Origin of the sequence: Brevundimonas sp., assembly GCF_016742135.1 — a bacterium.
Taxonomy (GTDB): domain Bacteria; phylum Pseudomonadota; class Alphaproteobacteria; order Caulobacterales; family Caulobacteraceae; genus Brevundimonas.
The window spans coordinates 63,321-89,738 of record NZ_JACVCG010000001.1 but is presented as its reverse complement, the minus strand read 5'-3'; the positions used below and the strand labels follow the sequence as shown (position 1 = coordinate 89,738).

Below are 26,418 nucleotides of genomic sequence, written 5' to 3'. Positions count from 1 at the left end.
TTGCCAAGGAGTGCCCCATGAGCCTGTCCCTGTCGCGCCGGTCGGCGCTGTTTGCCGGTGCGGGGGCAGCGGCCCTGCCGTTGAAGGCCTGGGCGCAGGAGGCGGCCCGGGACCATTCGGAGCTGGCGGCGGCGGTCGATGCCTATGTGATCCGCTGTATGGCGGCCTTTCCGGATCAGCCGGCGCTGGGGATTGCGCTGGTCAAGGACGGCGAGACGATCCTTGCGCGCGGCTATGGCGTCAAGGCCATGGACCGGCCGGAGCGGGCGGACGAACACACCCTGTTCGCCATCGCGTCGAACACCAAGAATGTCACCGCCGCCGCCCTGGCCATCATGGTCGATGAGGGCAAGGTGAAATGGGACGAGCCGGTGCGGACCTATCTGCCCGGCTTTACCCTGTCGGACCCGTTCATCGGCGAGCGGATCACGGTGCGCGATACGCTGAGCCACCGGGCCGGGTTCGGTCTGGGGGCCGGGGACCTGCTGTTCTGGCCGAACAGCGACCGGACCCGCGCCGAGGTGATGGCGGCCATCCCCCATGTGCCGATCGAGGACCAGTTCCGGGCGCGATATCATTACTGCAACCTGATGTTCGTGGTGGCGGGCGAGGTGCTGGCCGCCGTCTCGGGCATGGCGTGGGAGGACTTTGTCCAGACGCGCATTCTGGACCGGGTGGGCATGGCTGACACCGTGCCGATGGCGACCCTGGCCGATCCGGCAAAGTCGGCCCTGCCGCACGGGCGGCTTGGACCGCCGCTGCGCTATCAGGGCGAGATGCAGCGGATTGCCGACAGTATCGCCGAGGTCTGGAACTGGGATTCGGCGGCGGCCGCGGGCGGCATCTGCTCCACGCCACACGACTGGGCCAAATGGATCGCGGTGCGACTGGCCGACGGCAAGCTGGCGGATGGGTCTCAGCTGTTCTCGGAAGCGTCGTCGCGCGAGATGGTCCGTCCGAACATCATCAGCTCCTCCTCGCCGGGGCCGACGGCCGAGCTGCCGGGCCGGTCGATCGTCTCGACCTATGCCCTGGGGCTGTCGGTTCAGGACTATCGCGGCGAGCGGCTGATCAGTCACGGGGGCGGCTCTCCGGGCGGGATTTCGGCAACCGTGCTGCTGCCGGGCCGGAATGCGGGCTTTGCCATCTTCTCGAATGCGGAGGAGAGCTATCTGCTCAGGGCCCTGCGCAGCGGCATTGCCGACATCGTCATGGACAAGACCGGCTTTGACTGGATCGCCGACAGCCAGACCTATCTGGCCCAGGCGACCGAGCGGTCGCTGGCCGCCGCCGTCGAGATCGATGCGAAACAGGCGGCGGGTGCGGCGCCGTCCCTGCCGCTGTCGGCTTATGCCGGGACCTGGCGCGATCCCTGGTACGGCGACCTCGTGATCGCGCCGCGCGACGGGGGTCTGTGGCTGAGCTTCACCCACAATCCGGCACTGCAGGGACCGCTGGAGCCCTATGACGGCGAGACCTTCCGTACCCGGTTCCCGGACAAGCGGGAGGAGGACGCGTTCGTGACCTTCGAGATCGAGACCGGTCAGCCGGTGCGGGCCACGGTCAAAGGCGTCAGCCCGGACATCGACTTCAGCTACGACTATCAGGACCTGAGGCTGACCAAGGTATAGGGTGCAACAGGCATGGCGAGGCGGGCTAGAGCGCCTTGAACAGCACCGAGGCCGCCGTCGCCATCAGATAAAGGCCGAACAACCGGCGCAGAAGCCGCCGGTCCAGCCGGTGCGCCAGCTTCGCCCCCCACGGCGCGACGAAAGCCGTCAGCCCCCCGATCACCAGGGCGGCGGGTACATTGACATAGCCCAGCGACAGCGGCGGCCGTCCCTCGGCCGACCAGCCGAACACGACAAAGCCCACGGTCGCCGCCGCCCCGATCGCCATGCCAAAGCCCGAGGCCGTCGCCACCGCCTGATGGATCGGCCGGCCACACAGGGTCAGCATCAGCCCGCCGAAACTGCCGCCGCCGATCCCCATCATGGCCGACAGACCGCCGATGGCCGTGCCCCAGCCGCGCCTGCCCCAGCCCGTCGGCACATCCCGGGCCAGGGTGAAGCGCTCGGGCATCAGGCCCAGCTGGGCCGCGATCAGGCCAAGAAAGATCGCATAGATCCAAGCCAGCCCCTGCATCGACACCAGACCGGCGATGAAGGCCCCGGCCAGCGCCCCGCCGCCGACCCAGGGGGTCCAGGTCTTCAGCACGACTTCATCGACGGCCCCGTGCGCGCGGTGCGCGGCCAGTGACCGCCAGGAGGTCAGCACAATGCTGAGCAGGGAGCTGCCGATGGCCACATGCAGATTGGCCTCGCCGCCCAGCCCCAGCAGGGCAAAGGCCCAGAACAGCACCGGCACGATGACCGTGCCGCCGCCCACCCCGAACAGGCCGGCGATCAGCCCCGCGAACACCCCGGCAGCGGCCAGACCGGCGATCAGGCTGAGAATGTCGGGGAGGCTCAGCGCCACTAGGCGGCGGACTCAAGCCGCGCGGCGGCCCGGGCCTCGGCCTCATGGACGGCCTCCAGCGCCCGATCCAGCACCTCAAGACCGGCGCCGGGCTGGATACTGTCGACCGTCAGGATGCGCCGCCAGCTGCGCGCGCCGGGCCGCCCGTGCATCAGGCCCAGCATGTGACGCGCCATGGCAGGCAGATGCACGCCCTCCTCCAGCCGCGCGGCCATATAGGGGCGGTAGGCGGCAAGCGTCTGCTCGACCGAACGCGCCTCACCCTCGCCGAAGATCAGCGGATCGACCCGGCCGAGCCCCGCCGGCTCATGATAGGCGGTGCGCCCCAGCATGACCCCGTCCAGTGCCACCCCGTCCTGCGGCTGCAGCAGATCCTGCGCCGCCTCGACCGAGGGAACCCCGCCGTTCAGCACCACCGTCAGGTCCGGCCGCTCGCGCTTCAGCCGCCGCACCAGATCATAGTCCAGTGGCGGGATGTCCCGGTTCTCTTTTGGCGACAGACCCTTCAGCCAGGCCATGCGGGCGTGGACGATGAAGTGATCGACTCCGGCGTGGGCGCAGGCTTCGACCAGGGTGAACAGGGCCTGTTCCGGGATCTGGTCGTCGACCCCGATCCGGCACTTGACCGTCACCGGCACCGGCACGGCCTCGGCCATGGCCCGCATGCAGTCGGCGACCAGCGCCGGCTCGCGCATCAGGCAGGCACCGAACCGCCCCGACTGAACCCGGTCCGAGGGGCAGCCGACATTGAGATTGATCTCGTCATAGCCGAACGGCATCGCGGCCCGCGCGGCCTCAGCGAGGGCCCTCGGATCCGACCCTCCGAGTTGAAGGGCCACCGGCCCGACCTCCGGGTCGTGGCGCAGCAGGCGCGTCTGGTCGCCATGGATCACCGCATCGGCGGTCACCATTTCCGTATAGAGCATGGCCCGGCGGGTCAGGGACCGGTGGAAGGCCCGGCAATGCCGGTCGGTCCAGTCCATCATGGGGGCGACGCTCAGCCTGTGGGCGGCATGGGTCATGGCGGGGGGCGATACACCAAAACAGGGGGAACCGGAATTCGCCGTGCACTTTCCGCACGCCAGCCAAGGCCCGCCTCATTGTCGCCCCGCACGCGCCGCCCCGGGGTCGCATGTCCGGCAAGGCTTAAACCGCCTCGGGCCCATGCAGCGGCAGGGTTGTACGAATTTTGGTCCCACCCCGGCCTTAGTTGCATCGCGGGACGGGAGACTGTAGCCTTCCCTCCAAGACCGCTAGTTGTTGTTTTTCAATAACTTCGGCATCCGGTTATGGAACCGGATCCGGGCTTTGCCCGTTTCATCCTGTACCTCCAACCTCCCCGGAAGGAACTATTCCATGCGTATTCCTCTTCTTGCTGCCGTCTCTGCCGTGGCCCTGATGGCGGGTGCCGTCCAGGCCGCCCCGACCCCCGTTTCGCCAGCGGTCGCCGCTGCCCAGGACCCCGGCTATACCGATGACGAACTGAAGAAGTTCGGCGCGGCCATGGAGCAGCTGTCCGGCATTTCCGCCCAGATCCAGGGCGGCACCCCGACCGCCGAACAGCAGGCCGAAATGGCCGGCATCGTCGAGAACTCCGGTCTGACCATCGACCGCTTCAACGCCATTTCCCAGGCGGTCAGCAGCGATCCGGTGCTGCAGGCCCGCATGGCGGTGGTCATGACGCCGCCGTCGCCGGATGGCTCGGTCGCCGCGTCGGTCACCGATCAGGAGGTCGAACAGTTCTCCTCGGCCATGGGGCGTATCCAGCAGATCGCCGCGGGCATCCAGGGCGGAACCCCGACCGCCGAGCAGCAGGCTGAAATGGCGGCCGTGGTCGAAAGCTCGGGCCTGACGATCGACCGCTTCAACGCCATCTCGAATGCCGTCAGCAGCGACCCGGCGCTACAGGCCCGCATGCTGCTGGCCGACGCGCAGCGCGGCCAATAAACCCGGGGAAACCTGATCTGATGAAGCGGCGGCTCCTTACGGGGTCGCCGCTTTTTCTTCGGCCTCGACGGCCTCCTCGTTCAGAAGACGGCCCTGACGGTGCGGCTTGATATAGGGCGCCGGTTGCGGTGTCGGCATATTGCCCCGCATCAGCGACCGACCGGCCTGCAGACCGCCCGACAGCTGCAGCGTCAGCCGCTCGTCGTCGCGCCTGCGTACATCGTCAATAGTCTGGCGCGCCTCGATGTCCGAGACGCCCAATTCTTTCAGCACCTGCTCGCCGAACGCCAGCGCCGACTCAAAGGTCTCGCGGATCTGATAATCGACCCCCGCCTCGATCAGCCGCAGCGAATGGCCCCGGTCAAAGGCGCGCACGAACAGCTTGGTCAGCGGGAACTCTGCCCGGATCAGCTCGACGATGCGGTCCGCCTGCTGCGGCTTGTCGATACAGACCAGCACCGCCTCGGCCTTGTCGACGCCCGAAGCGCGCAGGACGTCCAGCCGCGTCCCGTCGCCGTAATAGACCTTGAAGCCGAACTGGCCCGCCGCCTGGATCATCTCGACATCGTTCTCGATGATCGACACATCGACGTCGCGCGCCAGCAGCGGCTGGGACACCACCTGGGCAAAGCGGCCAAAGCCGATGATCAGCACCCGCTCGCGCAGGTTTTCGGCCACCTCGATGCCATCCATCGCGCCGGGGTCCTGCGTCTCCCGGGGCATCAGCCGCCCCAGCAGTATCGTCGTGACGGGCGTCAGCACCATCGACAGAATGACGATGGCCGTCAGTGCCGCGCTGATCCGCGCGTCGAACAGGCCGACCGTGCCCGCCGCCACATAGAGGACAAAGGCGAACTCGCCGCCCTGGGCGAACAGCACCGCCCGCTCGACCGCCTCGCGCTCACGCGCCTTGAACAGCCGCGCCACGCCATAGATGGCCACGGCCTTGACCGCCATGAAGGCGATCGCACCGCCGATCACCAGCTGCCAGTCGGCGACCACCACGGCGATGTCCAGCGCCATGCCGACGCTCAGGAAGAACAGGCCCAGCAGGATGGCGCGAAACGGCTCGACGTCGGCCTCCAACTGGTGGCGGAAGGTCGATTCTGACAACAGCACTCCGGCCAGGAACGCACCCATGGCCATCGACAGTCCGCCCAGATTCATCACCCAGGCCGCACCCACCACGACCAGCAGGGCGGCGGCGGTCATCACCTCGCGCCCGCCCCACCGCGCCAGAATCCGGAACACCGGATTCATGACGAACCGCCCGGCCACCAGCACGGCGGTGATTGCCGCCAGCGCCAGACCGACCGTCTGCCACAGGGGCGGGCCCTCGACCGTATTGACGCCGGTGACCGTGGCCAGCACGGCCACGACCGCCAGCAGCGGCACGATCGCCAGATCCTCGAGCAGCAGGATCGACACCGCCCGCTGGCCGGACGGCGCACCCATCTCGCCGCGCTCCTCCAGCATCTGCATGATCACGGCCGTGGAACTGAGGACGAAGCCCATGGCCCCGACAAAGGCGACGGCCGGCGACAGGCCCAGCGCCATGCCGGTCAGGGTCAGCAGAAATCCACAGGCCGCCACCTGCGCCGCACCGAGGCCGAAGATCTCCTTTCGCAGCGACCACAATCGCGTCGGTCGCATCTCCAGCCCGATGATGAACAGGAAGATGACCACGCCGAACTCGGCGACGTGAAGAATGGTCTCCGGCTCTGAAAACAAGCCGAGGCCAAAGGGCCCTATGGCCAGACCAGCGGCCAGATAGCCCAGCACCGAGCCCAGCCCGAGCTTCCGGAACACCGGCACGGCGACCACTCCCGCCGCCAGCAGCGCCGCCGCATGCCCCAGCCCCAGTCCGCCCGCTGCATCGGCCATGCCCGTCTCCCTCCAGCCCCGTGAGCCCGTTGAATAGCAGAAGAGACGCGCCGACCGTACTGGGTATATCGTAGGGCGTGCCGGCACCCTGCGGTGGATCGAGGGTCCCGCTGCAGGAAGGTGAGGCGCGGGAGCCGGAACGCCTCGCCGGACGTTGTTCGAAGGGGCCGTGGCGAACGAATGGAGCGCGTGTGATGACGGGTGATATTCTACAGGGCCTGCCCGTCTCCGGCATCCTGGCAACCTGGGTCCTGCCGGTGCTGCTGGCGCTCGGGCTCGCAGCAGCGTCCGGCCTTCGCATTTTCGTGCCGCTCTTCATGGCAGCGCTGGCGGCAAGGTTTCAGCTGTTCGGCATCGAGCTGAACGACGGCATGCTGTGGATGACGTCCAACACGGCCATCGCCGCCCTGGGTCTTGCGACCCTCATCGAGATTGTTTCTGACAAGGTGCCGGTGCTCGACAATGCCCTGCATGCGGTCGGGCTGATCGCGCGACCGGTCGCGGGCGCGATGGTGGCCGGGTCGATGTTCGTGGGCCTCGACCCGACCGCAGCCGCCATTGCCGGCATCATCGTGGGCGCCCCGACGGCGCTGGCCTTTGGCGCAGCCCAGGGCGGCACGCGGGCGGCCTCGACCCTGTCCACCGCCGGCATGGCCAATCCCTTGCTCAGCGTCGTCGACGATGTGGTGAGTGTCGGCACCGTGCTGATCGCCTTCCTGATGCCGCTGCTGATCCCGGTTGTGATCCTGATCGGCTTTCTGGTGCTGCGGGCGGTCTACAACCATTGGCGCAAGGATCACCGCACTCCGACGACCGCACCCGCCCTGTCGGCTAGACGTCGAACCTGACGCCTTGGGCCAGCGGCAGGCTGGTGGAGAAATTCACAGTGCCCCTTATCAGGTCTTGATACCCACCAGCGTCACGCGCGTGGAATCCCCGGGCGGGGATGCGTGCTCGGCTCCATCAAATCCGGAGAATATTCTAAGATCAGTGCGTTCTTCGTTAAATATGCCCCTGATCCTGTTGATATCCATCTTCCCAAGAGAGAACGGGATTACCACTTCGGCTTCCGGCCTTTTGTAAACCCACGCACAATCTATAGAGTCATGGGACTCGTTCCTGGAATAATACTCGTGAAGCTTGAGGTCACCGTAATCGGATTTTGTTTCTTGATAGGGGTTCGATAAAAATGACGCGTGATTGATGCTGTCCAGCACAAGAACGCCGTTGTTTTTAAGGCGCTTAAGGCAGTTTCTTATAAAACGCTCTTCCTGTCGCTCATTAAAGTATCCCAGCGACGTATACAGTCTGGTGATCAGATCGACATCGCCCAGTTCTTCGTAGATCTGGTCTGTCAGCATATCGCCCTTGCGAAACTCGACATTGGCCAGCCCTGCCGCCCGGGCCCACGCATAGGCCAGAAATTCATCTGACATGTCGACGCCGGTAACATGGCCGCCCCAGGCCGCCATCGCGACCGTCAGACGACCGCCGCCACAAGCCAGGTCCACGATCCGCTCCGGCGGGCGGGGCGTGATACTCTTGAGGAAGGCTACGGCCGCGTCGAGGTCAGTCCTGCGCTCGGACACCTTGAGGAACAGGTCCGCGTGCTCGCGAAACATCATGTCCATCCAGGTCTTGCTGGTATCAGGCAAGCTGGACAGCTCCCGACATGCCTTCTTCCCACGCCTTCGTAATGGTCTCGGAGTGTTCGTCAGGCACTGTACCAACGGCGATCGCGGCGAGGGGCTCGCTCGACAGAATGGTCTGCGTCACCAGACTTTGGCCGTCCCAAGACTCCATGAAGGCAAATCCCGACGCAACCCGCATGAAGCCCGCCGCCATCCGCGGATAGACGTACACAACTTCGTCCTCGCCGCCTTCGGTGCGGCTTTGCAAGAAGATGACCCGACGGCCCCGGACACCCGCCTCGACCTTATAGACGTGTCGCTTGCCTTCGGTCCGGGGGTCCAGAACCTGGAATCTGGCAGCGACGCTATTCAGGCTGGAATCGACCGAGAGATCTACGATTTTGTATCGCCACACCTTTTTTCCGTCATAAACGGTCAGGTGGTACTGATGCCATTTGCGGCGCATCCGCTCCAGTTCTTCGTTGTCCGACAGCAATCGCGCGCCCAGCGTGGCGATCAGTGTATTTCTGACCTGGACCACAGCCGGTCGTTCCAGAATTGCGGCCAGCAGAATGCTCGCTGCAGAGCCGAGCAGTGCGCCGCCGACGGCCTGAAGGGTTCCTCCAAGAAAGCGGTCTTCCAGCGTGAAGCCGAATGCCAGAATTACCAGGCCCACCACAAAGATCGAAATAATCACGATCGACTGGAGCTTCGATACAAACCGCCCGGTCTCGTCTTCATGCATTGCAAACCCTCCGCTTTCACAGGCGATTGGCCACTCATCTGCCGCACACGTCAAGAGATCGCGCCGAAACAGCCGCAGACAGCGTGACCGCCGCGTTCACCCTTGCTTCACCCCGTTTCCCAACCGGGCGCTAACGCCCGCACCCGATACTGCAGGCACCGAAGGAGGGTCTGATGGCGCGCGCACAATTCCAGAAGGGTCAAAAGGTCTGGGTCGAATGCGTCGGCGTCTGGGCCCGGATCGAACAGGTCCAGCCCGTCTGGGCCAAGGGGTTCGATGAGCCCGTGCGCGTTACCTATGATGTCGGTCTAGGGCGTGAATTCCTCGCGCAGGAGTTGGCGGTGGCCGTCGAGGACCCCGTGGCCGTGTCCGAGGGCGATGCGCGCTGGCGCCTGCTGCGGGCCCGCAACAAATGGCAGACCGCCGACGACTGTCCGCACCATCCCTTTCCCGGCACCTATCCGGTCGTGGTCACTGACCCCCAGGACTGGGGCGGCTGGCGCGTGCCCGGGGCCGAGTACGACCGCGACCCGGAGCGCATCGAGTATCAGGCCCGACTGATTGCCACCGCGCCGCGCCTTCTGGCCCTGGCCGAGGCCATGATCGCGGCTGTGTCCGAAGTGCCCGACGACGCCCCGCCCGAGATGCGCCGGTTGGCCGAGGCCGCACGCGATCTGGTGCGCGACGTGACCGAGGTCACCACGACCGCTCCGGTCACGGAACAGGCGACAACCCGGATGTCCAGCCGGTCTGTGCCCCTCCCCGACGCGCCTACCGAGTCCCGCGCGACACAGGCGGCCTGACACCGGTATTCGGCACCTCGACACCGCGAGGCGACGCAGCCTAGATTCCCGGTTCAGGAACACTTCGGGCCGGGAGAAGACGCTTGCGCGCCACAGAGCGACGCATCAATCCCACCGGGCGCCGCAAGGCGGATCGCGGTAGCGCCTCACCGGCATGGGTGCGGGTGCTGATTCTGATCGTCGCCCTGGGCGTGGCCAGCTATGTCCTGTTGTTCGGGCGGGAAATGGCCCAGCCCGTGCGCGAGTCCGACCAATTGCGGGACCAGGCCATGGTGGCCGAGGCCGGTCGGCTGGCCTCCGACACCCTGCTGCGCATCCGCGTGGCTGAACAGGCCCTGTCCGGCGCCAGCCGCGACCTGCCTGACGACCTGGCCGTGGCCTTCCTGAACGCCGCGGGCCAGATCGAGATCGCGAGAGGGGGCTCTGGGGCCGACTTCCGGCCACTTCCCGCGCGCGATGCGGCGCCCGTGGCCGACCCGGACGGGCAGGCCCTGCTGATCCGGCGCACCACGGCGGACGGACGCGACGCGGTGGCGCGCATCCCCCTGCCCCCGGCCGCGGTCGCGCCCGAAAAGGGGGTGCTGGCCCTGCGCGTGGGACGCACGGTGATCGGGGCAGGCGGCCAGACGGCAAGCCAGACCTCGCTCTGGATGGGGTTGACCGGGGATGCGCCCGAAGCGGACGGGCGAATCCATTCGGTGGTGCCGGCGACGGGCCCCAGCTTCCGCCGCGTGGCGGTGCCGGTGGGCGATACCGGTCTTCTGGTCGTCGGCGCGCGCCCGGATGCGGTCGGGGCCACCGCCCTGCTCGACGACGCCTGGGTGCTGATGGCGCCCCTGCTGGTCGGGGTTCTGGTGTTGCTGGCCGTGCTGCTGCAGCAGGCGCGCTCGGCCCGCGCCGGACGCGAATGGGCGGAAACCGAGCGTCGCTTCCGCATCGCGGTCGAGGGCGCGCGCTGCGGCGTCTGGGAATGGGACCTCGAGCGCGAGGAGGTGATCCTGTCCGACTATATGGCCGTCATGATGGGCGTGGAGCAGCCGGGCGCAATGCCGGCCGCAGCTTTCATCGAGCGGGTGCATCCGGATTATCGCGAAGCCCTGATGCATGCCCTGCGTCAGGCCGCGACCTTCGGCGCGTTCGAAGCCAGCTTCCCCGTGCCCGACGTCAATGGACGCCCCCGCTGGATCGACGCGCGGGGCCAGTCGCGCGGCGCGCGCGGCGAGACCGGCTATTCCGCCATTCTGGGCGTGGCGCTGGACATCACCGAGGAGCGCCGCGCCAAGGCCCAGGCCCAGTCCGCCGAAAGCCGGCTGCGTGACGGTATCGAGAGCGTCTCGGACGCCTTTGTCCTGTTCGATCGGGCCGACCGGCTGATCCTGTGGAACCAGGCCTTCGTCGATACCTTCGGCTTCGAGACCGGCATGGTGCGCAGGGGGGCCAGGAAGGATGATCTGAACCGCATCGCCGCCCTCGCCATTCGCGCCGAGCATCCGGCGGCCGGCGGTCGCAGTGGTGCCCGCGAGGTCGAGTTGAACGACGGGCGGTGGCTACAGCTGGTCGAGCGGTTTACGGCCGATGGCGGCACGGTCGTCACCGCCGCCGACATCACCGCCATCAAGCGTCAGGAGGCCGAGCGCCAGCGCGCCGCCGACTCGCTGCGGGCCATGGTCGAAAAGCTGGAGGCCAGCCAGGAAAAGCTCAGCCTGCTGGCCCGCAAATACGAGGTCGCCATGACCCGGGCCGAGGCCGCCAACCAGGCCAAGTCCGAGTTCCTGGCCAATATGAGTCACGAACTGCGCACGCCGCTGAACGCCATCAACGGCTTCTCGGAAATCATGACGGCCGAGATGTTCGGCCCGCTGGGCGATCCGCGCTACAAGGGATACGCCGCCGACATCCTGAAATCGGGCCAGCATCTGCTCAGCCTGATCAACGACATCCTCGACATGGCCAAGATCGAGTCGGGCAAGATGACCCTGCACTACGAGGCGGTTTCGGTTCACGACATCTGCGAGGACGCGGCCCGGCTGATGCGGGGCAAGGTCGCCGAGGCGGGCCTGACCCTGACCCTCGACGCGCCCGACACCCTGCCCGAGATACAGGCCGACCACCGGGGCCTCAAACAGGTCATGCTGAACCTGATCTCGAACGCGGTGAAGTTCACGCCCGAGGGCGGCCATATCCAGGTGCAGGCGCGTCAGGGCGAGACGGGTATGATCCGGATCGCGGTCACCGACACCGGCATCGGCATCGCCGCAGAGGATGTGGCGCGGCTGGCGCGGCCTTTCGAACAGGTCGAGGGCCAGCACTCCAAGACTACCCAGGGCACGGGCCTCGGCCTCGCCCTCACCAAGTCGCTGATCGAACTGCACGGCGGCGAACTGTGGATCGACAGCGAGCCCGGTCAGGGCACCACCGTCGCCTTCACCCTGCCGTTGGTGCCCCCCGCACAGGACAGCGGACACCGCGAGGCGGCCTGACCCTATTCGGCGGGAGGGGGCTCGCGTCGCTCTCCGCGTTCGCCCCGGTCCCGACCGCCCCGAAGCCGGGGACCATGGCGCGCCAGCAGCGGGGCCACCGCCGCGCGTTCCTCGGGGCTGAGGGTGGCCAGCAGGGCAGTGGTATCGTCCTCGATCCGGGCCCGTCCGCGCAGTTCCGCCTCGCGCGAGGTAGCCAGCAGGGTCCGCACGGCCTCACCGTCATAGGGGGTTTCCAGCGCCCTGCTCAACGCGGCCCTGCGGGCGGTGCGGGCCTCTTCGAAATCGGGCCGGGCCGACAGGGCCGACTCGCGCAGCGCGGACCGCACGCGGGACTGGGCCTCGGGCGACAGGGTGGCCAGCATGGCCCAGGCATTGCCGTCCGGGCGCCCGGGACGACGCTGATCGTCGACCCGGCTCTCGATCCGGTTCAGCGACACCGCCATGGTGGCCACGGCCGCCAGGGCGAACACATTGATCACGGCCAGAACGATCAGGCCGATCTTCATCGCGCGTGCGCTCATCCCAACACCTCCGTATCGTCGATTCCGCCTAGGGTCGCCTGATAGAGCACGGCGTCAGCCTGCACATCCGCCGTCAGCCGGTCACTCAGGGTCACCCCGAACATCACGCCGGCACAGGCCGCCGCCATCAGTCCCGCGCCGGACGCCAGCCGGAACCGGTCCAGTCCGAAATCGGGCAGGCGGAAGCCCCGCACACGCGGCACAGCTGTCAGCGCCGCCCCGGCGCCCGTCAGCGCCCGGGCAAAGGCGGCCGCATCCGGCAAGGGCGCGGCATGGCCCGCCAGCCCCACGTCGAGCACCCGCGCCTCGGCCAGCACGGCCCGGGCCGTCTCGCCTGCCTGATCGGCGTATGCCAGCGCCGCGTCACGCTCGGCCTCGGGCCAGCGCGCCGGGTCGGCCCCATAGGCCTCGACGATCATCTGAAAGCGTTCGGCCTTCATCATCACTCTCCTTCAGAGGCCGGGTTGAGGTCGGCCAGCGCCGCCCGCAACGCCCGCCGTCCTCGCGACAGCAGGCTTTCCAGAGCCTCGATACTCACACCCATGATCCCGGCGGCCTCGATATTGCCGAGCTCCTGATAATGACACAGCACCACCGCCTCGCGTTGTCGCTCGGGCAGGGCGCGCAGGGCCGCATCGACCCGCAATCCCACGTCCCGGGCCAGCAGACCGCGATCCGGGGCCGCCCCGTCGTCCACCTGTTCGGGCACGGCGTCGGTGGCGATCTCGCGGCGCCGACGCAGCCGGTCGTAGCAGAGGTTCATCGCCACCCTGTGCAGCCAGGTATCGAACCTCGCCTTGCCGGGCTTCCAGCGCGGGGCCTGTTTCCAGGCCCTCAGCAGGGTTTCCTGCGCGACATCCTCGGCCTCGGCAGGGTCGCCGAGCATCCGTCCGGCCAGCGCCATCATGCGCGGCAGCTTCATGGAAACCAGCGCCTGGATGGCCTGCGGGTCGCCCCGGGCCACCCGGGCCACCAGTTCCTGATCGGGGTCGGCGATCACGGGCAAACGGTTGTCCTGTCTCGCTAAAGACTGAGGGCCGTCGATCCCGGATCGCCTCGCCCGACATTCACCCTACTCCGAAGACGCCGCCGCTTGCGAGCGACGCTGTTGCCGACGTTCGCGGCGCTCCTCGCGCATGCCCTGGCGGGCCGCCTGACGCTCCTCGGCGGTGATATAGCCGTCGCCGTTGGCATCCAGTCTGGCAAAGCCTTCAGCCATGCGGGCCTCGACCTCGGCGATCACGACCGGGCCGCGTTCGGCACCGCCTCGCATGCCCTCACCGCCCATGCGATGACCCCAGCCTTGACCCCGGCCCGGGCCACGCATACCGCGACGCTGGCCGCGATCGCCGCGTTCGGCCCGGCGCTCACCCCTGCGCTCAACCCGGGCGTCCCGCGCGGCATCATACTCGGCGCGGGTCACGGCACCGTTGCCGTCGGCGTCCAGACGGGCGAAGTGACGGTCGGCCCATTCGGCCTGACGGGCTTCGCGCGCGGCGGCCATTTCCTCGGGCGTCACGATACCATCGCCATTGGCGTCGGCGGCACGCAGGCGGTCGAGGCGACCGGCGGTGAACTCGGCCCGGCTGATACGGCCGTCTCCGTTCGCGTCGGCGCGGGCCATGCGGTCCTGTCTGCCCGCGTTCTGGCCCGGATCCTGTGCGGAGGCCTGCTGGGCCACCCCAACACCGGCGGACATCGCCAGCGCCATGGCGGCCACGCCGCCGATCCAGATGGATGTTTTCATGGGTCTTGCTCCTTGATCGTCAGATCGGACGTCCCCTTGTCCAGTCCGTCTAACGCAGGGGCTTTCAGGATTCCGTCGCGACCGGCGGAAGCACGGCCTCGAACCGCAGCCGGGCCCGCTCGCGCAGGGCGGCCAGATGGTCCTTCAGCCCCGCCAGATCGGTCTGGCCCCCGACCTCCGCCAACCGCGCCTGCAGACCGGCGGGTTCCTCCTCGGGCACCGGCTTTTCGTTGAAGGCACAGGCGAAGATCTGGGCGAGGCCCTGCTGGGTCCGCCACGCCCTGGCCAGATCGGGATCATCCGCCAGCGCCTCCAGCGTCGATACCGTCACGCCCCCTCCCGTCGCGGCGCGCACCAACTGGCGGTACTGGGCGACGAACTCGGCATCGACCAGCCCGCCCGCGACCCGCTTCAGGTCCCAGAAGCCGCCCGGCGGCAGATCACGCATCATCCGGTCGCGCATGGCCCGCACGTCATGGGCAAGCGCTTCCGGCGTGCGCCCGTGGGCCCGAACCACATCCTCGAGCACGACCGCGACGCGCGCGCCGAAGGCCGGATCGCTGGCCCAGACCACCCGCGCCCGGCTCAGCGCCATGAACTCCCAGGTGTCGGCCTCGCCCGCATAATAGTCCGTCAGCCGCGCCAGCTTGACCGACAGCGGTCCCTTGGAGCCCGAGGGCCTGAGCCGCATGTCGACCTCATACAGCCCCCCCTGGCTGGTGTGGGCCGAGAGCGCCGCGATCAGCCTCTGGGTGAACCGGGCGTACCAGGTCTCCGGCGGCAGGCCCCGCCCCTCGGACAGGGCCTCGGGCGGGGCTTCGTGGACGGTGATCAGATCGAGGTCCGAGGCCGCCGTCATCTCGCGAGAGCCCGCCTTGCCCAGCGCCACCACGGCCACCGACCCCTCCATGCGTCCCGACTGGCGGGTAACCTCGGTCAGGGCTGCGTGGGCCAGGGCCTGGATCGAGGCATCGGCCAGGACCGTATAGGCCCGTCCCGCCGCCTCGACATCGGCCTGCCCTGTCAGGGTCTGAAGGCCGATGCGGAACCGCTGGTCGCGGTGCAGACGTCGCACCGCATCCATGGCCGCCTCGAAGTCCCCGGCTGCGGCGGCCTCCGCCCACATCTGGTCGACGACCCCGGTATCGTCATCCAGCGGAATCTGGAAGCGCGCGTCCAGCATACTGTCCAGCGCCGCCGGGTCCCGACCCAGCGCCCGCGCCAGTCGCGGCGCCCAGGCCATCACCCGCACCACCAGGTCGAACAGCGCGGGCTGATTCAGGAACAGGGCCTGGATCTGCACCCCCGCCGACAGACCGGAAAAGAAGACGGCGAATCGACGAAAGGCCTGATCGGGGGCCCCGGTCGCGGCCAGGGCCTCGAGCAGGCGCGGGGCCAGCCGGGTGAACAGCTCGCGCCCCCGCGCGGTGCGGGTCGCGGGGATGCGCCCGTGGTGCCAGCTGCGGATCATGTCCGACACCGTCGCCGGTTCGGCGAAGCCCATCCGCTCCAGCGTGGCCAGGGTCTCGGGATCGTTCTCGACCCCGGTGAAGACCAGACTGCCATAGTCGGACGACAGCGATTCCTCGCCCTCGAACAGGTCGCCGTACAAATGGTTGACCTCGGCCAGCAGGGCCGCGACCGAGGCGTCGAACGCCGCCAGATCGGCCTCGCCCGACAGGGCCGCAACCGCCCGTCTGCGGGCGTCATCGACCGGCAGGGCATGCGTCTGCTCATCCGCCAGCATCTGCACCCGGTGTTCCAGCCCGCGCAGCCGGATATAGGCGGCGCTCAGGGCCGCTCGGGTCGCCTCCGGCACATGGCCCGCGCGGGTCAGGGCCGCCAGCGCCGGCAGGGTCGCCGGCAACCGCAGCGCCGGATCGCGTCCCCCCAGGATCAGCTGCTGGGTCTGGGCATAGAATTCGATCTCACGAATGCCGCCCCGGCCCAGTTTCAGATTGGCGCCGGCGGCCTCCAGTCCCTCGCCGGTCTTGTGCACATGGATCTGCCGCTTGATCGACTGCACATCCAGAATGGCCTGATAGTCGAGGCTGCGGCGCCAGACGAAGGGCACCAGTGCCTCCAGGAACTCCCGCCCCGCAGCGCGGTCGCCCAGCATGGCCCGCGCCTTGATGAAGGCGGCCCGCTCCCAGTTCTGGCCGACGCCCTCATAGTAGTCCAGCGCCATGGGCACCGCCACGACCGGCGGGGTCGAGGAGGGATCGGGCCGCAATCGCAGGTCCACCCGGAACACATAGCCGTCGCCGGTTCGCTCGGTCAGCAGGGCGGCAAAGGCCTGGGCCGCCCGGTCGACGGTGCGCTGCATCTCGACGCCCTCGGCCAGCGCGCCCGCCAGCCGTTCGGGATCGTAGAAGAGGGAGACGTCGATATCGCTGGAATAGTTCAGCTCCAGCGCCCCATGCTTGCCCATGGCCAGGCCGAACAGGCCGGGGATCGGATTGTCCGGGTCGGGGGTCGAGACCAACCGGCCCCGCTCGCGCAGGTCGTGGGCCACGGCCCTGAGCGCCGCCCGGCACGTCGCATCGGCAAAGCGCGACAGGGCCCCGGTCACGGCTTCCAGATCCCAGACCCCGCCCAGATCGGCCAGCGCCGTCATCAGATGCAGGTCGGCCTTGGCCTGCCGCAGCGGGCGCTTCATGTCTTCGGCCCCGCCCGTCAGGGCCTCGGTCCGCATCAGGATTTCGGCGAGAGCCGCCTCGGGACTGGCCCCGAGGATTTCGCCCAAGGCCTCTGGTCGCCTCCGCGCCAGCGACGCCAGATAGGGCGAGGCGGCGAACACCGGGGCCAGGGCCGGCCAGGCCGTGTCGAACGACGGCCCCAGCCCGGCCTCGTCCAGCTGCGTCTTGAGGGTCTCCAGCCCCGGCGCCGCCAGCGTCGGGCCGCAGGGGCCGATCCGGTCGGCCAGCGCCTCGCCCGTCCTCGCCGTCATGGCGCCGCGGCCAGCACCAGCGCCACCCGCAGACCCGGCCCCTGACCGTTATAGACTCCCGGCCCCTCGTCCAGCTGGATACGGCCGCCGTGGGCCTCCATCACCGCCCCGACCAGGGCCAGACCCAGACCCGAGCCCGGCTCGGTCCGGCTGTTGTCCAGACGCACGAAGCGCTCGATCACCCGTTCGCGGTCTTCCTCGGGCACGCCCGGCCCGGTGTCGGTGACCGAGAACTCGATCTCGCCGGAGGACCGCCGCCGCGCCCTCAGCTTCACCGCCCCGCCCTCCGGCGTATATTTGATGGCATTGTCGATGATGTTGGCCAGGGCCTGGGTCAGGAAGGGCCGGTTGCCGATGATATCCAGCCCGCGCTCGATCTCGGCCGAGAACTCCAGCCCCTTGTCCTCGCCGGCCGGCTCGTAAAGTTCGGCCAGATCGGCGGCCAGATCGGCGGCATCGAACCGTTTGGCATCCGGAATATTGCCCGACCCCGCCGCCGCCTGCAGGCGGGCGATGGCCAGCACCGTGTTGAAGGTCTTGAGCAGGTCGTCGGCCTCGGACAGGGCCAGTTCCAGCGCCTCGGTTCCGCTGACCTTGCCCGCCTCGGCGTCGATCAGGGCCACCTCCAGCTTGGCCCGCATGCGGGTCAGCGGCGAGCGCAGGTCGTGGGCGATGGCATCCCCTGCATGGCGGATCGACGCCATTGAGGCCTCCAGCCGGTCCAGCATGCCGTTCAGGCCCTGGCCCAGCTCGTCCAGTTCGTCGCCCGAACCGCGCACCGCGACCCGGGCCTTCAGATTCCCGTCCTGCACCGCCAGCACGGTCCGGTTCAGCCGCGCCATGGCGCGTTCCAGATTGCGGCTGACCAGTAGACCGCCGAGCAGGCCCAGCAGCACCACGATCCCCATCGCCCCCCACAGGGCCTGGGTCAGCCGCCCCAGATAGGCCTCGGTATCCCCCAGCGACTGGCCGACGAACAGCTGCTCGCCCCCGCGCAGGGTCATCTGCACGCCGCGCGACTGGGGCCTTACCACCCGCCCGTCGGGCAGGGTGTCAGTCATCGGAAAGGTGTGCCAGACGGTGCCGCCCTCATAGTCCGGGAGGGGCGAGACGTTGAGGCTGCCGCTGACCCGGTTCCCCTCGGCGTCGATCAGCAGATAGAGGAAGGTGTCGCGGCTCAGCGTCCGGTCAATGACGGCCATGTTGAGCGCGTCCAGCCCCCGCGCATCGTAGATGCCGGTCAGGGTGGTGACCTCCGCGCGCACCGCCTCCTCGGCCCTCAGCCGGGCCTCATTGGCCGAGGCCACATAGACCCACGCCAGCACCGCCGCCGCCGCCGTCGCGAACAGCGCCAGAAACAGCAGCGTCAGCCGGAACGGCGTCCGCCGGAAGAGGGAGGGGAGCCGCATTACGGCAGGTGGCGAGTGACGAGTGGCGAGTGGCGAGAGGTCAGTGCCATATGCAGCCAACCCTCAACCCCGGGTGTACCGGACCTCGCGTTCGTCCCCTTCGCCCGGCCTACGCTTGTCTGTTCACTCGGCACTCGGCACTCGCCACTCGCCACTGACTTCACGCCTCCAGCCGGTATCCCGCGCCGCGCACGGTCTGCAGCATGGCCTTGTCGAAGCCCTTGTCGATCTTGGAGCGCAGGCGGCTGATGTGGACGTCGATGACATTGGTCTGGGGGTCGAAATGGTATTCCCAGACCTTCTCCAGCAGCATGGTGCGGGTCACCGACTGGCCGGCGTGGCGCATCATGAATTCCAGCAGCTGGAACTCGCGCGGCTGCAGGTCGATCTCCTGGCCGGCGCGGTGCACCTCGCGGCTGATCAGGTTCATCTCCAGGTCGCCGACCTTGAGCACGGTCGCGACCGAGCCGGTTTCCCGCCGCCGCGACAGGGCCTCGACCCGCGCGATCAACTCGGCAAAGGCATAGGGCTTGACCAGATAGTCGTCGGCCCCCGCCTGCAGGCCCGTCACCCGGTCCTCGACCTCGCCCAGCGCCGACAGGAACAGCACCGGCGTCTGGTCGCCGTTCTTGCGCACCGTCTCGACCATGCCCACGCCGTCGAGGCGCGGCATCATCCGGTCGACGACATAGACGTCATAGCCGCCCTTCTGCGCCTCCAGCAGACCGAACGCGCCGTCCACGGCATGCACCACATCGTGCCCCGCCTCGGTCAGGCCCCGAACCATCGCCGTCGCCGCTTCGGCGTCGTCCTCGACCACCAGAATGCGCATCGCCCTCTCCCTTCGTTCCCGCACCTGCGGGATTCGTCCTCGATGATAGCCGATCCCGGCCCGTTTCCTTACTGCTTCGTCGCCGGAGCCCGCGCCCGGGGCGGGGCCGCCGCTTGCGGCGGCACGTCCAGCAGCACCGAGCCGTTCCCGTCCGGGGACCAGGCCAGGATGAAGAACTCGTCCCGACCGGCCGCGCGCGCCCGGGCGATCTCGGCCTGGATGTCGGCGATGCTGCGCACCGGGTTCACCCCGGCCTGCAGGATGACGACCCCCGGCACGAACCGGCTCTGCCCGATCCGGGCCTCGGCCACCACGACCACGCCGTTGACCCCGGCGGGGATGGCGTATTTGGCACGCAGCTCGGGGGTCATGGGCGCCAGGGTCAGCCCGGCGACGACCTCGCCCGGGCTGGCGTCTGGCACCGGACGGCGCGCGGGGGCCTGCAGCGCATCCAGCTCCGACTGCGACGGGCGTTTGGCCGCCTGCACCCGGGCGACCAGCCGCCGCTCGCCGCGCAGCACCAGAACCTTCAGCGTATCGCCCACCCTGGCCGCGCCGACCCGGCGGGTCAGGTCGGTGGACCCCGAGACCGGTGCGTCATTCAGTTCGAGGACGATATCGCCGGGACGCAGACCGCCCCGTGCGGCCGGGCCGCCAGCCGTCACATCATTGATCAGGGCCCCGTTGATCCCGGCCTCGAGGCCCATGGCTTCGCGGAACGGCTCCAGATCGGCGATGGTGACGCCCAGATAGCCGCGCTCGATCTGCTCGCCACGCATCAGCCGGTCGGTGATGGTCTTGGCCGTATTGGCCGGAATGGCGAAACCGATGCCGATCGAGCCCCCGGTCGGCGAAAAGATCGCCGTGTTTACGCCGATCACGCGGCCATAGATGTCGAACGTCGGCCCGCCGGAGTTGCCCCGGTTGATGGCCGCGTCGATCTGGATGTAGTCGACATAGTTGCTGGACACATCCTGCAGGTCCCGCGACTTGGCCGAGACGATGCCCGCCGTGGCCGTGCCGCCCAGGCCGAAGGGATTGCCGACCGCGATGACCCAGTCGCCGACGCGCGGCTCGGCCGATTCCTCGAAACTGACATAGGGGAACCGCCCGCCATCGACCTTGATGACCGCTAGGTCCGTGCTTTCGTCGCGGCCCACCAGACGCGCGGGCAGCACCCGGTTGTCCGCCAGCCGCACGGTGATCTCCTCGGCATTGGCGATCACATGGTTGTTGGTGACGATATAGCCGTCCTCCGAGATGAAGAAACCCGAACCGGCCCCGAGAGTCGTTTCGCCTTCGGGAGTCTGGCCTTCGCCCTCGGACCCCTCGAACTCGAACGGCAGCCCCGGAATCCGGAACGTCTCGGCGCGGCGCGGCACGCGGGTCCGCACATCGATCTGAACGACGGCCGGGGCCACCTGGTTGAAGATGTCGGCAAAGCTGACCGGTGCACCCGGCGGCGGACCAAAGGCGGCCCCCGGCGCACCCGCCGACGGCGTGATCGGGCCGTTGACCGACAACAGGCTGCCGTCCATGCCGGGCCAGCGAATCAGACCGCCCGCCGTGGCCGCCACCGCCACCAGCAGCCCTGCGGCCGCGCCTATGATGAACTCCTTGCGCTTCAACATCCGGTTCCTGTTTGATCGGCCGCGCCGCCCGAAATCGGACCGGCACATGCGTGACGATATAGGCCCTTATCCCCGATCACCAATCGCCGCGATACGGCATGACCGGCGGCACCGGACATCAGGGCGTCCCGTCGCGGGTTTTTGGCGGCGAAGTTGCGTCATCTTCGGGGCCGGTTCTTGCCGCCTTGAGAAGTGTGTCGACCCGCGTTCGCTCCGCCGGGGTCAGATCGGCGGTGGGCTCGACCCCATCAGGCCGCCTGCGCGCGAACCATACCAGCACCCCCGCGCCGCCCAGCACCAGCATCAGCGGCAGCCCCCACAACAGCCAGGTGCCCGGTCGCACCGGCGGCGTGAACAGCACATAGTCGCCGTAGCGCGCCACCAGACCCTGGCGGACCTCGGCATCGGTCTGGCCCTCGGCGATCTGGTCGCGCACCCAGCGCCGCATGTCTGACGCCACGCCCGCCGGCGAATCGGCGATCGACTCATGCTGACAGACGACGCAGCGGATGTCCTCGAACAGGGCTTGGGCCCGGGCCTCCTGGTCCGGCCGGGCCAGCGGACGGTCGGGGGCGGGCGGCGGCTCCTGCGCCAGCGCCGAGCCCGCCAGTCCCAGCATCAGCACAAGGATCAGCAGCCGCCTCATGTCGCAGCCTTCCTGCGCCGGGTCGTGTCGGCGGTCCGCAGCCGCCGGTCCATCAGCGACAACAGCCCCCCCAGCGCCATCAGCGCCGGTCCCAGAAAGATCAGCCGCGCCCAGGGGTTCCAGTTCATGCGCACCGTCCACGCCCGCTCGCCGGCCTCGCTCAGCCGCCGCTCGCCCAGCACCAGATAGACGTCATCCAGCCCGTGAAAGCTCAGGCCGACCTCGGTGGTGGTCTGCCCCCCCGCCGGGAAGAAGCGTTTTTCGGCGCGCACAGTCTCGGGCCGCCCGCCGCCCAGAGGTTCGACCTCCAGCGTCGCGCTCTCGGCTAGATAGTTGGGGCCTTCGCGGATCTCGACCGACCGCAGCGTCGCCTGATAGGGGCCCGCAGCAATCGTCTGGCCGATTTCGAGCGGGCGGGCCGCCTCGACCTTCAGCCCCGTCTCGACCACGGCACCCAGCACGAACAGACCCAGCCCCGCATGCGCCGCCGTCATGCCCCAGGCCGCCAGCGGCAGGGCGCGCGTGCGCCGCCCCAGCTCGCCGGGTGTGCGCTTGCCGAACAAACGTATCCGCTCGGCCAGTTCGGCCAGCGCGCCCAGCACCAGCCAGGCCCCCAGCGCCAGACCCGCCCCGGTCAGCGCCTGACGCGGCTGGAACAGGCCCCACGCCACAAGAGCGAAAACCAGCGACAGCCCCGCCGCCCAGGCCAGTCTCTGCAGCGCCCCGATCAGATCGCCGCGCTTCCAGCCCAGCAGCGGCCCCATCGGCAGGATGATCAGCGCCATGGCCATCAGGGGGGTAAAGGTCACGGCGAAATAGGGCGGCCCGACCGAGATCGTCGCCCCGCCCGCCGCCTCGAGGATCAGGGGATAAAGGGTTCCCACCAGCACGGTCGCGGCGGCCACCGACAGGAACAGATTGTTGATCACCAGCGCGCCCTCGCGGCTGATCGGCGCGAACAGGGTCTTGCCCGTCAGCTGCCCGGCCCTGAGCGCGAACAGGGTAAAGGCCGCGCCCGCCGTCAGGCCCAGTATGCCCAGCAGCATCAGTCCCCGCTCCGGATCGACGGCGAAGGCATGGACACTGGTCAGCACGCCGGACCGCACCAGAAACGCCCCAAGCATCGACAGGGAGAAGGCCACCAGCGCCAGAAACACCGTCCAGCCGATCAGCGCCCCGCGCCGCTCGGTCACCACCGCGCTGTGCAACAGGGCCGCCGCCGCCAGCCAGGGCATGAAGCTGGCGTTCTCGACCGGGTCCCAGAACCACCAGCCGCCCCAGCCCAGCTCGTAATAGGCCCAGAAACTGCCCAGAGCGATGCCGGCGGTCAGCAGCGCCCAGCTGGCCAGCGCCCACGGCCGGATCCAGCGTCCCCAGGCCGGCCAGAAGCCCGCCCCCGGCCGTCCTTCGATCAGGGCCGCGACGGCCAGCGAGAAGCACACCGACAGGCCGACATAGCCGCCGTAGAGCAGCGGCGGATGCAGGGCCAGCGCCGGGTCCTGCAGCAGGGGGTTCAGTGACGCGCCCTCGACCGGCACCGGGTCGAGCCGCGAGAACGGATTGGACGTGAACAGCACAAAGGCGAGGAACAGCGCGCCCAGCCCGCCCTGCACGGCAACCGCCACCGCCTTCAGCCCGAACGGCAGACCGGCATCTCCCGTGCGCGCCCGGGCCAGCAACGCACCAAAGCCGGTCAGCACCAGACACCACAGCAGCAGCGATCCCTCGTGGCTGCCCCAGGCCCCGGCCACCTTGTACAGCATCGGCTTGTGGGTATGGCTGTTCAGCGCCACGTTCGAGACCGAAAAGTCCGAGACAACAAAGGCGTAAATCAGCACGCCAAAGGCCAGCCCGACGGCCAGGAAGGCGGCCAGGCCGGCGCCTTCACCGGCTCCGGCCAGCACCGGGCTGGACCGCAGGCGGCCCGCGACCGAGGCCGCCACCTGCAGTCCGCTCAGCGCCAGCGCCAGACACAGGGCAAAGGCCCCCAATTCGACGATCACGGCCGGGCCCCGCCGTCTTCAGGACGCCATTCGCCGCGTTCCTTCAGCCGTTCGGCCACCTCGCGCGGCATATAGGTCTCATCGTGCTTGGCCAGCACCTGACGCGCGACAAAGGTGCGATCGGCGCGGAACTCGCCCTCGACCACCACGCCCTGCTCTTCCTTGAACAGGTCCGGCAGATTGCCCTGATAGATCACCGGGGTGGACGCCGCATTGTCGGTCACCCGGAACCGCACCTTGCCGTCGGCCTCATGTTCCACGCTGCCCGCCTCGACCAGACCGCCCAGCCGCATGGCCCGGCCTGGCGGCGCGGCCTCCTCGGTCGCTTCCGACGGCGAGACGAAGAAGGTCACCGTATCCTGCATGGCCCACAGGCTCAGTCCCACGGCCACGGCCAGCACCGGGGCGGCCGCCATGACCACCCACAGACGCCTGCGCGCCTTCGGCGATTTCGGCATCCAGCCCATCAGCCCTCACTCCCCGACAGGGAGGGTAGCCGCGATTCCAGATCGAGGCGGCGCGGATCGGTCGGCGCCAGAACCGCGATCAACGGCCCCCACATCTCATGCACCCGGGCCGCCTCGCCGCGCTCAAGCGCCAGTTCGCCCAGGAAATAGCGCGCGCCCAGTTGACCGGGGTCGAGCTCCAGCGCCCGCAGAAAGGCCATCTCGGCATCGCTGCCGACCTCTCCGTCCTGGGTCCGCACCAGCGCCTCACCCAGCCGCGCCCAGGTCCTGGCATCCTCGGGCCTGAGCATTGCGGCCCGGCGGAGGGCCGAGGCTGCACCGATCGGGTCTCCTGCTTCGAACCGCGCCGCGCCCAGCAGGGACTGGGCCTCGAAATTGTCAGGGCGGGACGCCGCCTCCCGCTCCATCACGGCGGCGAGACGCGGCGCATCCAGCATGCCGGGCGTCTCCGCCCATTCCGCCACCCTGCGGTCATAGGGCTGATCCGCCACCCCGGGGCTTCCAACCCCCAGGTAGATGGCCAGCGCCGCGAGCGTGGTCGCCCCCGCCCCCGCCAGCACCCAACGCGCCTGACCGCGCCGCGCCGCCGTATCGGTCGCGGGGGCAGGCTCGCCGGCGCTCGCTTCAAGATGCCGACGCGCGACCTCGGCCCGGGCCGACTCCAGCTCGGCTCCGGCCAGCACCCCGCGCGCGGCCATCCGGTCCAGTTCGGCCAGGTCCCGCGCCAGCAGCCGCCCCCGCACGGCCTCTCCGTCCGGTAGCGGTCCGGCCCGCCCCGCAGCCCGGGCGGCACTCAGGATCAGCAGCCCTGCCATGGCACAGGCCAGTCCCGTCAGGGTCCAGAAGATCAGCATGCCCGGCGTTTAGCCGATCAGGCGGCCTCGGGCGAGGCCCCGCGCATGCCGGTGCCGTGAATCGTCGCAGCGGCGCGGCGTCGCACCGTGCGGGCGGCCTCGTGCGCCTCCAGATGGACCAGCAGTCGCGCGACCGCCTCCATCAGCGCCAGCGCCCGGTCCAGGTCCTCGACCTCGCCCCCGTGGATCAGATCAAAGCCTTCGTCCGCATAACGGCTCAGCATCTCGATAAGACGATCGGCCTGCTGCCTGCGGTCCGACTCACAGCCGAACACCGACGCCGCGGGCCGCAGGGCCCCCAGCATGCGTAGCTGCACCCCCGCCGTCGCCAGCGCGGCCGAGGCCGGATCGCTGTTGAGGTCCGGCACCTTGCGGGTCATGCGTCCGGCCAGCGTCGTACGGGTCATGGGCAGGGCCGCCTCGACGACCTTCGGGGCGCTCCGGATCGTCTCGGTCAGCCGTCGGGTCACCTTCAGCCGGGCCTCGCGGACGTCCTTGCCCCAGGCGCTGCCCGGCTGCATCTCCAGGGTAACGTCCAGCTCGCCGAGCGTTGCCGTACACCAGCGGATATCCTCCAGCGCCGCCTCGGCCTCGGGACCCGCATCCGGCCCGGGGCGAAAGGCGGCCACCCGCGCCGCCCGCACCTCGACCCCATCGATCAACCGCTCGACGAACACGCCCATTTCCGATCCGCTGAGAAACTCATCCCGGACCGCCGATCCGCTCGTCTGGGTCACCAGCCTCAGAACCAGGGCCGCGTCCCTGAGGTGGGCGAACAGGATGTCGATCAGACGGGGCGCGCCGTCCTCATGAATCCCGGCCGCATCCCGGATCAGCAGCCGCAGTTCCGCCAGACTGTCACCGTCCGGACGGCCCAGCCAGGTCTCCAGATGCCTCAGCGCCTTGCGCGCCAGATGGGTCAGGTCGAGACAGCGTGCCAGCGCCTCCAGCCCCGCCTCCCGGGTCTCCGCGGCAAGATTGGGGGGCCAGACGGCCTCGGGGCGGTCGCGGACCGCAGCGGCCGCAGCAAGGCACAGCCGGTCTCCGACAATAGCCGTCTCGGGCCCGTCCCTGTCCAGTCGCGTCAGAAGATCAAGCTCGCTCTCGCGGGCCACAGCCCACAGCCGGGGCAGGACCTGCGCCGGAAACGTCAGCGCCTCGACCCCGTCCATCCGTTCGCGGAACATCGGCACCAGCGGTCCCAGCGCCCGATCGCGACGGCGGCGCTCCCCATCGGCTGCGTTCAGCATGCCGCCCAGCTCCCGGGCCTTGTCGCCCGGCCAGCCGCCGACGGCCCGCCGCAGACCATCCAGCAGTTCCGGCGGGCAGAGCGTGATCAGATGCGCCAGGGCGGCGCGGTGTGCGACCGTCAGACCGGCCATGGAGGCTC

23 protein-coding genes are annotated in these 26,418 nt (G+C 69.0%); 5 read left to right on the top strand and 18 right to left on the bottom strand.

Annotation, left to right across the window (positions count from 1 at the left end):
* Window positions 1-17: 17 nt before the first annotated feature.
* Window positions 18-1,631 (top strand): serine hydrolase, encoded by a 1,614-nt coding sequence (locus IBJ06_RS00490; protein WP_292156557.1) that lies wholly within the window; start codon window positions 18-20, stop codon window positions 1,629-1,631.
* 25 nt (window positions 1,632-1,656) lie between these two features.
* Here IBJ06_RS00490 and IBJ06_RS00485 read toward each other — a convergent pair whose 3' ends face one another.
* Window positions 1,657-2,478 carry a sulfite exporter TauE/SafE family protein gene (locus IBJ06_RS00485; protein ID WP_292156556.1) on the bottom strand — a complete coding sequence of 274 codons (822 nt, stop codon included), beginning with the start codon at window positions 2,476-2,478 and terminating at the stop codon, window positions 1,657-1,659.
* Window positions 2,478-3,500: a tRNA dihydrouridine(20/20a) synthase DusA gene (gene dusA / locus IBJ06_RS00480; RefSeq protein ID WP_292156555.1), complete on the bottom strand. Its 1,023-nt coding sequence runs from the start codon at window positions 3,498-3,500 to the stop codon at window positions 2,478-2,480. The genes IBJ06_RS00485 and dusA overlap by 1 nt, the downstream gene beginning before the upstream one ends.
* Window positions 3,501-3,834: 334 nt before the next feature.
* Here dusA and IBJ06_RS00475 point away from each other — a divergent pair, with 334 nt between their 5' ends.
* Window positions 3,835-4,425 (top strand): DUF4168 domain-containing protein, encoded by a 591-nt coding sequence (locus IBJ06_RS00475; protein WP_292156554.1) that lies wholly within the window; start codon window positions 3,835-3,837, stop codon window positions 4,423-4,425.
* A gap of 36 nt (window positions 4,426-4,461) precedes the next feature.
* On the opposite strand, the gene IBJ06_RS00470 is transcribed toward IBJ06_RS00475, so the two are convergent.
* On the bottom strand, window positions 4,462-6,309 hold the full coding sequence (locus IBJ06_RS00470; RefSeq protein ID WP_292156553.1) for a monovalent cation:proton antiporter-2 (CPA2) family protein: 1,848 nt from the start codon (window positions 6,307-6,309) through the stop codon (window positions 4,462-4,464).
* A gap of 194 nt (window positions 6,310-6,503) precedes the next feature.
* Between IBJ06_RS00470 and IBJ06_RS00465 the strand changes: the two genes are divergently transcribed.
* Complete coding sequence (locus tag IBJ06_RS00465) at window positions 6,504-7,157, top strand: DUF4126 domain-containing protein (RefSeq protein ID WP_292156552.1); 654 nt, start codon at window positions 6,504-6,506, stop codon at window positions 7,155-7,157.
* Window positions 7,158-7,205: 48 nt separating this feature from the next.
* Here IBJ06_RS00465 and IBJ06_RS00460 read toward each other — a convergent pair whose 3' ends face one another.
* Both IBJ06_RS00460 and IBJ06_RS00455 read right to left on the bottom strand, forming a co-directional pair.
* A complete protein-coding gene (locus IBJ06_RS00460) occupies window positions 7,206-7,964 on the bottom strand; it encodes a class I SAM-dependent methyltransferase (RefSeq protein WP_292156551.1) in 759 nt (252 codons plus the stop codon).
* A complete protein-coding gene (locus IBJ06_RS00455) occupies window positions 7,957-8,685 on the bottom strand; it encodes a hypothetical protein (protein WP_292156550.1) in 729 nt (242 codons plus the stop codon). Before IBJ06_RS00455 ends, IBJ06_RS00460 begins: the two co-directional genes overlap by 8 nt.
* Window positions 8,686-8,858: 173 nt before the next feature.
* Here IBJ06_RS00455 and IBJ06_RS00450 point away from each other — a divergent pair, with 173 nt between their 5' ends.
* Both IBJ06_RS00450 and IBJ06_RS00445 read left to right on the top strand, forming a co-directional pair.
* Complete coding sequence (locus IBJ06_RS00450; RefSeq protein ID WP_292156549.1) at window positions 8,859-9,488, top strand: hypothetical protein; 630 nt, start codon at window positions 8,859-8,861, stop codon at window positions 9,486-9,488.
* 83 nt (window positions 9,489-9,571) lie between these two features.
* Window positions 9,572-11,968: an ATP-binding protein gene (locus IBJ06_RS00445; protein WP_292156548.1), complete on the top strand. Its 2,397-nt coding sequence runs from the start codon at window positions 9,572-9,574 to the stop codon at window positions 11,966-11,968.
* A gap of 2 nt (window positions 11,969-11,970) precedes the next feature.
* Here IBJ06_RS00445 and IBJ06_RS00440 read toward each other — a convergent pair whose 3' ends face one another.
* The 13 genes from IBJ06_RS00440 to IBJ06_RS00380 form a co-directional block, all read right to left on the bottom strand.
* On the bottom strand, window positions 11,971-12,489 hold the full coding sequence (locus tag IBJ06_RS00440; RefSeq protein ID WP_292156547.1) for a periplasmic heavy metal sensor: 519 nt from the start codon (window positions 12,487-12,489) through the stop codon (window positions 11,971-11,973).
* Entirely contained in the window at window positions 12,486-12,929 is a 444-nt protein-coding gene (locus IBJ06_RS00435) for a hypothetical protein (RefSeq protein ID WP_292156546.1), read from the bottom strand. The genes IBJ06_RS00440 and IBJ06_RS00435 overlap by 4 nt, the downstream gene beginning before the upstream one ends.
* Before the next feature lie 2 nt (window positions 12,930-12,931).
* Window positions 12,932-13,495 (bottom strand): RNA polymerase sigma factor, encoded by a 564-nt coding sequence (locus IBJ06_RS00430; RefSeq protein ID WP_292156545.1) that lies wholly within the window; start codon window positions 13,493-13,495, stop codon window positions 12,932-12,934.
* Window positions 13,496-13,561: 66 nt separating this feature from the next.
* The gene (locus tag IBJ06_RS00425; RefSeq protein ID WP_292156544.1) at window positions 13,562-14,236 is read right to left on the bottom strand and encodes an EF-hand domain-containing protein; all 675 of its coding nucleotides are present in this window, start codon (window positions 14,234-14,236) and stop codon (window positions 13,562-13,564) included.
* A 64-nt stretch (window positions 14,237-14,300) separates the two neighbouring features.
* A complete protein-coding gene (locus IBJ06_RS00420; protein WP_292156543.1) occupies window positions 14,301-17,186 on the bottom strand; it encodes a bifunctional [glutamine synthetase] adenylyltransferase/[glutamine synthetase]-adenylyl-L-tyrosine phosphorylase in 2,886 nt (961 codons plus the stop codon).
* Window positions 17,183-18,595: a HAMP domain-containing sensor histidine kinase gene (locus tag IBJ06_RS00415; RefSeq protein ID WP_292156542.1), complete on the bottom strand. Its 1,413-nt coding sequence runs from the start codon at window positions 18,593-18,595 to the stop codon at window positions 17,183-17,185. Before IBJ06_RS00415 ends, IBJ06_RS00420 begins: the two co-directional genes overlap by 4 nt.
* A gap of 160 nt (window positions 18,596-18,755) precedes the next feature.
* Window positions 18,756-19,427, bottom strand: a complete 672-nt coding sequence (locus IBJ06_RS00410; RefSeq protein WP_292156541.1) for a response regulator transcription factor — start codon at window positions 19,425-19,427, stop codon at window positions 18,756-18,758.
* A gap of 68 nt (window positions 19,428-19,495) precedes the next feature.
* On the bottom strand, window positions 19,496-21,058 hold the full coding sequence (locus IBJ06_RS00405) for a trypsin-like peptidase domain-containing protein (RefSeq protein WP_292156540.1): 1,563 nt from the start codon (window positions 21,056-21,058) through the stop codon (window positions 19,496-19,498).
* Between the two features lie 118 nt (window positions 21,059-21,176).
* Window positions 21,177-21,704: a cytochrome c-type biogenesis protein gene (locus IBJ06_RS00400; RefSeq protein WP_292156539.1), complete on the bottom strand. Its 528-nt coding sequence runs from the start codon at window positions 21,702-21,704 to the stop codon at window positions 21,177-21,179.
* Window positions 21,701-23,707, bottom strand: coding sequence for a heme lyase CcmF/NrfE family subunit (locus tag IBJ06_RS00395; protein WP_292156538.1), 2,007 nt, complete (start codon window positions 23,705-23,707; stop codon window positions 21,701-21,703). Before IBJ06_RS00395 ends, IBJ06_RS00400 begins: the two co-directional genes overlap by 4 nt.
* The gene (gene ccmE / locus IBJ06_RS00390) at window positions 23,704-24,174 is read right to left on the bottom strand and encodes a cytochrome c maturation protein CcmE (RefSeq protein ID WP_292156537.1); all 471 of its coding nucleotides are present in this window, start codon (window positions 24,172-24,174) and stop codon (window positions 23,704-23,706) included. The genes IBJ06_RS00395 and ccmE overlap by 4 nt, the downstream gene beginning before the upstream one ends.
* The gene (gene ccmI, locus IBJ06_RS00385) at window positions 24,174-25,028 is read right to left on the bottom strand and encodes a c-type cytochrome biogenesis protein CcmI (protein ID WP_292156536.1); all 855 of its coding nucleotides are present in this window, start codon (window positions 25,026-25,028) and stop codon (window positions 24,174-24,176) included. The genes ccmE and ccmI overlap by 1 nt, the downstream gene beginning before the upstream one ends.
* 17 nt (window positions 25,029-25,045) lie before the next feature.
* A complete protein-coding gene (locus tag IBJ06_RS00380; protein ID WP_292156535.1) occupies window positions 25,046-26,410 on the bottom strand; it encodes a hypothetical protein in 1,365 nt (454 codons plus the stop codon).
* Between the last annotated feature and the right edge of the window lie 8 nt (window positions 26,411-26,418).